Source organism: Streptomyces sp. KLMMK (genome assembly GCF_036961605.1).
In the GTDB taxonomy this organism is placed as follows: domain Bacteria; phylum Actinomycetota; class Actinomycetes; order Streptomycetales; family Streptomycetaceae; genus Streptomyces; species Streptomyces telluris.
Genome location: NZ_JBAMDC010000307.1, coordinates 1 through 7,865 on the forward strand (window position 1 = coordinate 1; position 7,865 = coordinate 7,865).

Here is a 7,865-nt window from a genome sequence, read left to right on the forward strand (position 1 = left end):
GTCACCAGCGTCACGCGGCGGCCCTCCGGGGCCCCCTCCGCGCCCGCGGCGCCCTCCGTGCACTCGATGCGCACGCGCTGGCCCGGCCGCAGCAGGCGCAGGCCTCCCGCGTCGAAGGCCGCTGCGTCGAAGGACAGCGGGGTGCCGTCGTCCAGGAGCACGCTCCCGGAGCGCGTCTGAGGGTCGAAGGTGTAAGCGGTGGCCTGCATGTCAGCAGCCTAGTCGGCGCGCGGGGCGGAGCGTTCCGCAGCGGGTGCCCCGTGCCGCTGCGCACCGCCCGCACGGGGCGGCCGCACGGTGCCCCTGCGGCCCCCGGCGCCCGGCCCCGCGGGGGCGCCCACGACAGCGGCCGTACGGGGCCCCACGCCCAGGGCCAGGGCGGCCCGCAAATCCGCCTCCGTATCCACGTCCCGGCGCACGGAATCCACCCCGGCCAGCCCGATCTCCCGGGCCCCCGAGTCCCGGTGCCGGGCGCGCGAATGTCCTTCGAACGCCGGCGCCAATTCCATTCCCGGCGCCGCTGCCAGCAGCGTCGTTCCGATTCCCGCCGCGTCCGCGAGAAATGCCCGCGGGAATTCCGTCGCGGAATCGAGGACCCGGCCCAGTTCCGCGGGGCGCAGGGCGGGAAGGTCCGCGTTGAGGGTCGCCACGGCGGCGCCGGCCCGCCCGGCCCGTACGGTCCGCGCCCCGTGCGCAAGGGCGCCGTTCAGGCCGCCCGGCCCCCCTGGTTCGGCCAGGACGCGCGCCCCGAGGGCGGTGAGCTCGGCCCCGGCCAGCGGATCGTCCGTGACGACCACCACATCCCGTACCGCCGCACAGGCCAGTGCCGCGGCCACGGTGTCCACGGCGAACGCCAGCGCGAGCGCGGCGCGGGGCCCCTCCCCGGCCCCGGTGCCGAGACGGCTCTTGGCCAGGGCCAGCGGCTTCACCGGCACCACCAGCGTCCAGACCACATCCGCCCCCTCTCTACGCATCCGCCTCATTGTCACCCGCTGCCGCAGCCGCCCGCGGAGCGCGGGGTTACGGTGTTCTCGACAGACCGGGGACCTGGGGCGACACTTGTGCGGCCTCCGGGTTCAGCGCAGCTCCAAGGTCCCAAGAGAAGGGTGTCCGAGTGTCCCGCCACAGAATCGGCTTCTGGTACCGCTTTACGGCGGTGTTGGCTAAACCGCCGCTCGTGGTTCTGTTCAAGCGGGACTGGCGGGGAATGGAGCACATTCCGGCCGACGGCGGTTTTATTACCGCCGTCAACCACAACTCGTATCTCGACCCGCTCTCCTACGCCCACTACCAGTACAACACCGGGCGCGTCCCCCGCTTCCTGGCCAAGGCCGCCCTCTTCAAGGGCAGCTTCGTCGGCGCCGTCCTGCGCGGCACGGGGCAGATCCCCGTCTACCGGGAGTCGGCCGACGCCGCGGTCGCCTTCAAGGCCGCCGTCGAGGCCATCAACAAGGGCGAGTGCGTGGCCTTCTACCCCGAGGGCACCCTCACCCGCGATCCGGACATGTGGCCCATGGAGGGCAAGACCGGCGCCGCCCGCGTCGCGCTCCTCACCCGCGCACCGGTCGTCCCGGTCGCCCAGTGGGGCGCCAACGAGGCCATGCCGCCGTACGCCAAGGAGAACAAGCTCCGGCTCTTCCCCCGCAAGACGCTCAAGGTGCTGGCCGGCCCGCCCGTCGACCTCTCCGCGTATTACGACAAGGAGCCCACCGCGGACGTCCTGCGCGCCGCGACCGACGACATCATGGCCGCCATCACCGCCCTCCTCGCCGAACTGCGCGGCGAGCCGGCCCCCGCCGAGCCGTACAACCCCAAGAAGGCCCGAGCCGCGGCCCGCCGCAAGGCCCAGGAGGACAAGAAGTGACGCGCTGCGCCGTCTACGGCACCGGTTCCTGGGGGACCGCCTTCGCGATGGTCCTGGCGGACGCCGGCTGCGAGGTCACCATGTGGGGGCGGCGCGCCGCCCTCGTGGAGGCCGTCAACACCACCCGCACCAACCCCGACTACCTCCCGGGCGTCGAGCTCCCGCGCTCCGTGCGGGCCACCACCGACCCCGCCGAAGCCGCACGGGGCGCCGACTTCGCCGTCCTCGCCGTGCCCTCCCAGACGCTGCGCGGCAACCTCGCCGAGTGGGCGCCCCTGCTGCCCGCGGACACCGTCCTCGTCTCCCTCATGAAGGGCGTCGAGCTGGGCACCGCCAAGCGCATGAGCGAGGTCATCGAGGAGGTCGCCAAGGTCTCCGCCGACCAGGTGGCCGTCCTGACCGGCCCCAACCTCGCCAAGGAGATCGCCGCGCGGCAGCCCGCCGCCGCCGTCGTCGCCTGCCGCGACGAGTCCGTGGCCCAGCGCCTCCAGGCCGCCTGCCACACCGCCTACTTCCGCCCGTACACCAACACCGACGTGGTCGGCTGCGAGCTCGGCGGCGCCGTCAAGAACGTCATCGCCCTCGCCGTCGGCATCGCCGACGGCATGGGGCTCGGCGACAATGCCAAGGCCTCCCTCATCACCCGCGGCCTGGCCGAGACCACCCGACTGGGCCTCGCCATGGGCGCCGACGCGCACACCTTCGCCGGCCTCGCCGGCATGGGGGACCTCGTCGCCACCTGCGCCTCCCCGCTCTCCCGCAACCGCACCTTCGGCGCGAGCCTCGGCCGCGGCATGACCCTCTCGGAGACCATCGCGGTCACCAAGCAGACCGCCGAGGGCGTCAAGTCCTGCGAGTCGGTGCTGGATCTGGCGCGGCGCCACGGAGTCGACATGCCGATCACGGAGACCGTGGTGGAGATCGTGCACGAGGGCAAGCCGCCGCTGGTGGCCCTCAAGGAGCTGATGTCGCGCAGCGCCAAGGCCGAGCGGCACTGACGCCGCCCGCACCACGAGGTACTCTCGTCGCGATATGAGCACCGAGATCACCCCCCAGAGCCCTGGCCGGAAGCCGCGTGTGGCGGTCGTCTTCGGCGGCCGCAGTTCCGAGCACGCCATTTCCGTGGTCACCGCCGGCGCCGTGCTGCGCGCCATCGACCGCACGAAGTACGACGTGCTGCCGATCGGCATCACCACGGACGGCCGTTGGGCCCTCACCGCCGACGACCCCGAGCGGATGGCCATCGCCGACCGCGCGCTGCCGAGCGTCGCGCAGCTCGCCCAGTCGCCCGACGGCTCCGTCGTCCTGCCGGTCGACCCCTCCGACCGCGAGCTCGTCTACACGGAGCCGGGCACGATGCCCAAGGCGCTGGGCGAGGTCGACGTGGTCTTCCCCGTCCTGCACGGACCCTACGGGGAGGACGGCACCCTCCAGGGCATGCTGGAGCTCTCCGGCATCCCCTACGTGGGCGCCGGCGTGCTCGCCTCGGCCGTCGGCCAGGACAAGGAGTACATGAAGCGGGTCTTCATCTCCTTCGGCCTGCCCGTCGGTCCGTACGAGGTCGTCCGCCCCCGCGAGTGGGACACCGACCCGGCCGCCGCCCGGCAGAAGATCGTCGACTTCGCCGGCGAGCACGGCTGGCCCGTCTTCATCAAGCCCGCCCGCGCCGGCTCCTCCATGGGCATCACCAAGGTCGACGACGTCTCCGGTCTGGACGAGGCCGTGGCCGAGGCCCGCCGCCACGACCCGAAGATCCTGGTCGAGTCGCTGCTGCGGGGCCGGGAGATCGAGTGCGGCGTCCTGGAGTTCGAGGACGGTCCGCGCGCCAGCGTCCCCGCCGAGATCCCCCCGGTCACCGCTCACGACTTCTACGACTTCGAGGCGAAGTACATCGACTCCGCCACCGGTCTCGTCCCCGCGCCGCTGACGCCGGAGGAGACGGCGAAGGTGCAGGAGCTCGCCGTGCAGGCCTTCGACGCCGCCTCGTGCGAGGGCCTCGTGCGCGCGGACTTCTTCCTCACCGAGGACGGCGAGTTCGTCATCAACGAGATCAACACCCTGCCGGGCTTCACGCCGATCTCCATGTACCCCCGCATGTGGCAGGAGAGCGGCGTCGGCTACACCGAGCTGATCGACCGCCTCATCCAGGCGGCCCTGCGCCGGCCCACGGGCCTGCGCTAGACGACCCCCACCGGGATCGTCTTCGCGACGGCGCCGGCGAGATCGGTGAGCGCACCGAGATCGCCGGCCTCGCCGACGACCTTCCTCGGCAGCGTCACCTCCACGAACGCCTCCCGCAGGGTGGTCGTGCAGCGGACGCTGCCGTCCGGCCGCCGCTCCGGCAGCCAGTCCACACCGTCGATCTCCACCGAGTCCGCGGCGGGGTTGTAGTGTTCGGAACCGGGCTTGATGATCTCGGGACGCTCCACCCCGCAGCGCAGGGCGATCGCGGGATCACCCCACACGGCGGTGAAGTCCGAGACGGGGCCGGCGGTGCGCCGCTGCTTCCCGTCCACGGTCTTCGGCAGTTCCTTGTGCAGCGCCCGGCAGAGCCCGGCCGCCCGCGCCGACGGCGTGGGGACCGCGGGACCCTCCGCGCCGCCCGACGACGAGCAGCCGGCGGCCGCGCACAGCACGACGACGGCGGACAGGCCGAAGGGCCGGCGGAGGAAAGACTTCACCGGGCGAGCATACGGGGGACCTAGAGATGGACGACCGGGCAGGTCAGTGTGCGGGTGATGCCCTCCACTGCCTGGATCCTGGCCACCACCATGCGGCCGAGCTCGTCCACGGTCTCGGCCTGGGCACGCACGATCACGTCGTACGGACCGGTCACGTCCTCGGCCTGCATCACCCCCGAGATCTTCGAGATGACTTCGGCCACGGTCGACGCCTTGCCGACCTCGGTCTGGATCAGGATGTACGCCTGTACCACGGAACCTCCAGGGCGGCTACGAGGATCATGTGGGGAGAAGAGACGCCACGGTACCGCGTCGCCGCACGGCGCGGGGAGACCCGCGCTGCCTGCGCGGCGCGGCGTATGTCACAACCGATACTCCTAGGAGGAGCTCAGTGAAAGGCACCGTGGGCGAGTTGGGGGAGTTCGGGCTCATCAGAGAGCTTACTTCCCGGCTCACCACCACCCCTGCGGTCCGGCTCGGGCCGGGTGACGACGCCGCGGTGGTGGCTGCGCCCGACCGGAGGGTCGTGGCCAGTACGGATGTGCTTCTGGAGGGGCGGCACTTCCGCCGCGACTGGTCGACCGCCTACGACGTCGGGCGCAAGGCCGCCGCGCAGAACCTCGCGGACATCGCGGCGATGGGCGCGGTGCCGACCGCGATCCTGCTCGGCCTGGTCGTCCCCGCCGAACTCCCCGCCACCTGGCCGACCGAGCTGATGGACGGCATCCGCGACGAGTGCCAGGTCGCCGGTGCGGCGGTCGTCGGCGGCGACGTGGTGCGCGGCGAGACCATCACCGTAGCCATCACGGCCCTCGGCGACCTGCGCAACCACGAGCCGGTCACCCGCTCCGGCGCACAGCCCGGTGACATCGTCGCCGTCACCGGGTGGCTCGGCTGGTCCGCGGCCGGACTCGCGGTGCTCGCCCGCGGCTTCCGCTCGCCCCGCGCCTTCGTCGAGGCCCACCGGCGCCCCGAACCGCCGTACCACGCGGGCCCCGCGGCGGCGGGCCTCGGCGCCACCGCGATGACGGACGTGAGCGACGGCCTCATCGCCGACCTCGGCCACATCGCGGAGGCCAGCAAGGTCCGCATCGACCTGCACACGGCCGCCATCGACGTGCCCACGCAGATGTCCGACATCGGCCAGGCCGTCGGCGTCGATCCGCTGCAGTGGGTGCTGACCGGGGGAGAGGACCACGCGATCGTCGCGACGTTCCCGCCGGACGTGAAGCTGCCCGCCCGCTGGAAGGTCATCGGCGAGGTCGTCAGCCCCTCCGCCCTGCCCCAGGTCACCGTGGACGGGGCCCCGTGGGACAAGGCCGGCGGCTGGGACCACTTCGGGGAGCTGGAGCCGGGGGACCAGCACGGTGCGGGGCCCCATGGGCCGCACGGGGCGGCGCTGTAGATTCGGCCCCATGCCGATACCCCCACGCGTGCTGACCGTCGCCGGATCCGACTCCGGCGGCGGTGCGGGCATCCAGGCCGACCTCAAGACCATGCTCGCCCTCGGCGTGCACGGCATGAGCGTGGTCACGGCCGTGACCGCACAGAACTCCCGCGGCGTGCAGGGGGCCTGGGAGCTGCCCGCGGAGGCCGTACGGGCCCAGTACCGCAGCGTCGTCGACGACATCGGCGTCCAGGCCGTGAAGACCGGCATGCTCGCCTCGGAGGAGCTCGTGCGGACCGTCGCCGAGCTCCTGGCGGGGACCGCCGCCCCCGTGGTCGTGGACCCGGTGGGCATCTCCAAGCACGGCGACGCCCTGCTCGCCGCCTCCGCCCTGGACGCGGTCCGCACGAAGCTGCTGCCGGCGGCCACCGTCGCCACCCCCAACCTCGACGAGGTCGCGTGGCTCACGGGCCTGCGGGTCGCCTCGGAGGCCGACATGCGCCGTGCGGCGGACGCCGTGCTCGCGTACGGGCCCCGGTGGGCGCTCATCAAGGGCGGGCACCTGGAGGGGGACGCGCTGGACCTTCTCACGGACGGCGCCGAGGAGCACTGGCTGCGGGCCCCGCGCCACGACAACCGCCACACGCACGGGACGGGGTGCACGCTGGCGAGCGCCATCGCCTCCGGGCTCGCCAAGGGGCGCACGGTGCCGGAAGCGGTGGCGGCGGCCAAGGACTACGTGACCGGCGCCATCGAGGCCGGCTTCCCCCTGGGGAACGGCATCGGGCCGGTCGACCACGCGTGGCGGTGGCGTTCCTAGCGCACGGGGCGGGGGAGGCCCGGCCTTGCGGCGGCGAACAGACCGGGCTCAGGCCGTGAGCAGGTACGGCAAGAAGCCGGCCCACCGTGAGGTGGACCGGCTTTCAAGGCAACCAGATGGGCAGCGCCACGACGTGAGACGTCACAGCGAGACCGGCTCGCCCCCGCTCGCGCGGGGGACAGCACTCGCTTAGCGCGAGACCTTGTCGGCCTTGATGCACGAGGTGCAGACGTTGAGCCGCTTCGGCGTCCCACCGACCACAGCACGCACCCGCTGGATGTTGGGGTTCCAACGACGGGGGGTACGGCGGTGCGAGTGCGAAATAGCGTTGCCGAAGCCCGGCCCCTTGCCGCAGACGTCGCAGTTGGCAGCCACGGGTTACTCCAAAGACGGGTCACCCCCGCTCACGCGGAGACGACAGGCACGTACGGAAAATCCCTGCGTGCCGAAATCTGTAGTGACCGGCATTACCAGGGGGATGGCCTGATTCTCATCAGGCAACCGGAGCAGCATACAACGACTGCTCCCGTTCGACGAAACTACCATGGCTGCCCGGGCTGTGACCTGTCCGACCTGTCTGACCTGTCCCGCCCCCGGCCGACCGCCCGCCCTCCGGGCCGCGCCCCGGGACTAGTCTGCGATCACCGCTCCACCGCTCCACCGCTCCACCGCCCCCGGCAGTCCGAGGAGGACACCCACGTGCCGCACCCGCTGGACGCCTCCGCGGTACGCACCTGGTGCGCGCTGGCTCTCGACGCGCTGGGGCGGGCCCGCGAGGAGATCGACGCCATCAACGTCTATCCCGTCCCGGACGGCGACACCGGCACGAACCTGTACCTGACCGCCGAATCCGCCGCCAGGGCCGTCGACGCCGTCTTCGACGGCCACGCCACCACGGGCCCCGCCTCCCGCCCCGCGCTCCCCGACGCCGTCCGCGCCATGGCGCACGGCGCCCTCATAGGCGCCCGCGGCAACTCCGGCACGATCCTGGCCCAGCTGCTGCGCGGCATGGCGGAGGTCCTGGCGGGGGGCGCGGAGCCGCGTCCCGAGCCGTGCCCCGAGCCGAGCCCCGCGCCCTCCCGCACGGGGCACCCCGCCGCCGAGGCCGCCGAC

The 7,865-nt window shown here is 72.9% G+C and carries 11 protein-coding genes; 6 read left to right on the plus strand and 5 right to left on the minus strand.

Annotation, left to right across the window (positions count from 1 at the left end; translation table 11 throughout):
* Both V7793_RS29100 and cofC read right to left on the minus strand, forming a co-directional pair.
* A partial coding sequence (locus tag V7793_RS29100; RefSeq protein WP_336011916.1) for a hypothetical protein occupies positions 1–209 on the minus strand: 209 nt, incomplete at its 3' end.
* Positions 210–218: 9 nt separating this feature from the next.
* Positions 219–953 carry a 2-phospho-L-lactate guanylyltransferase gene (cofC, locus tag V7793_RS29105; protein ID WP_336011942.1) on the minus strand — a complete coding sequence of 245 codons (735 nt, stop codon included), beginning with the start codon at positions 951–953 and terminating at the stop codon, positions 219–221.
* A 161-nt stretch (positions 954–1,114) separates the two neighbouring features.
* Here cofC and V7793_RS29110 point away from each other — a divergent pair, with 161 nt between their 5' ends.
* Genes V7793_RS29110 through V7793_RS29120 form a run of 3 tightly spaced genes read left to right on the plus strand, consistent with a single transcriptional unit; the run spans position 1,115 to position 4,045 of the window.
* Positions 1,115–1,864: a lysophospholipid acyltransferase family protein gene (locus tag V7793_RS29110; protein ID WP_336011921.1), complete on the plus strand. Its 750-nt coding sequence runs from the start codon at positions 1,115–1,117 to the stop codon at positions 1,862–1,864.
* On the plus strand, positions 1,861–2,862 hold the full coding sequence (locus tag V7793_RS29115) for an NAD(P)H-dependent glycerol-3-phosphate dehydrogenase (RefSeq protein ID WP_336011924.1): 1,002 nt from the start codon (positions 1,861–1,863) through the stop codon (positions 2,860–2,862). The genes V7793_RS29110 and V7793_RS29115 overlap by 4 nt, the downstream gene beginning before the upstream one ends.
* Before the next feature lie 34 nt (positions 2,863–2,896).
* Positions 2,897–4,045: a D-alanine--D-alanine ligase family protein gene (locus V7793_RS29120; protein WP_168091488.1), complete on the plus strand. Its 1,149-nt coding sequence runs from the start codon at positions 2,897–2,899 to the stop codon at positions 4,043–4,045.
* On the opposite strand, the gene V7793_RS29125 is transcribed toward V7793_RS29120, so the two are convergent.
* Positions 4,042–4,545: a DUF3515 domain-containing protein gene (locus V7793_RS29125; protein ID WP_336011928.1), complete on the minus strand. Its 504-nt coding sequence runs from the start codon at positions 4,543–4,545 to the stop codon at positions 4,042–4,044. The two genes, V7793_RS29120 and V7793_RS29125, sit on opposite strands and share 4 nt — an antisense overlap.
* 20 nt (positions 4,546–4,565) lie before the next feature.
* Positions 4,566–4,799: an Lrp/AsnC ligand binding domain-containing protein gene (locus tag V7793_RS29130; RefSeq protein WP_168091490.1), complete on the minus strand. Its 234-nt coding sequence runs from the start codon at positions 4,797–4,799 to the stop codon at positions 4,566–4,568.
* A gap of 137 nt (positions 4,800–4,936) precedes the next feature.
* Here V7793_RS29130 and V7793_RS29135 point away from each other — a divergent pair, with 137 nt between their 5' ends.
* Positions 4,937–5,950 (plus strand): thiamine-phosphate kinase, encoded by a 1,014-nt coding sequence (locus tag V7793_RS29135; protein WP_168091491.1) that lies wholly within the window; start codon positions 4,937–4,939, stop codon positions 5,948–5,950.
* A gap of 10 nt (positions 5,951–5,960) precedes the next feature.
* Entirely contained in the window at positions 5,961–6,752 is a 792-nt protein-coding gene (gene thiD / locus V7793_RS29140) for a bifunctional hydroxymethylpyrimidine kinase/phosphomethylpyrimidine kinase (RefSeq protein WP_336011934.1), read from the plus strand.
* A gap of 189 nt (positions 6,753–6,941) precedes the next feature.
* Here the strand turns inward: thiD and rpmB are convergent, their stop codons facing one another.
* Positions 6,942–7,127, minus strand: coding sequence for a 50S ribosomal protein L28 (rpmB, locus tag V7793_RS29145; protein ID WP_078660562.1), 186 nt, complete (start codon positions 7,125–7,127; stop codon positions 6,942–6,944).
* A gap of 324 nt (positions 7,128–7,451) precedes the next feature.
* Between rpmB and V7793_RS29150 the strand changes: the two genes are divergently transcribed.
* On the plus strand, positions 7,452–7,865 hold a 414-nt coding region (locus V7793_RS29150), incomplete at its 3' end, for a DAK2 domain-containing protein (RefSeq protein ID WP_336011939.1).

What these genes read in the sequence shown, in the direction of transcription:
- V7793_RS29120 (WP_168091488.1), top strand. Translation starts at nt 2,897, where the DNA reads ATGAGCACCGAGATCACCCCCCAGAGCCCTGGCCGGAAGCCGCGTGTG.
- thiD (WP_336011934.1), top strand. Translation starts at nt 5,961, where the DNA reads ATGCCGATACCCCCACGCGTGCTGACCGTCGCCGGATCCGACTCCGGC.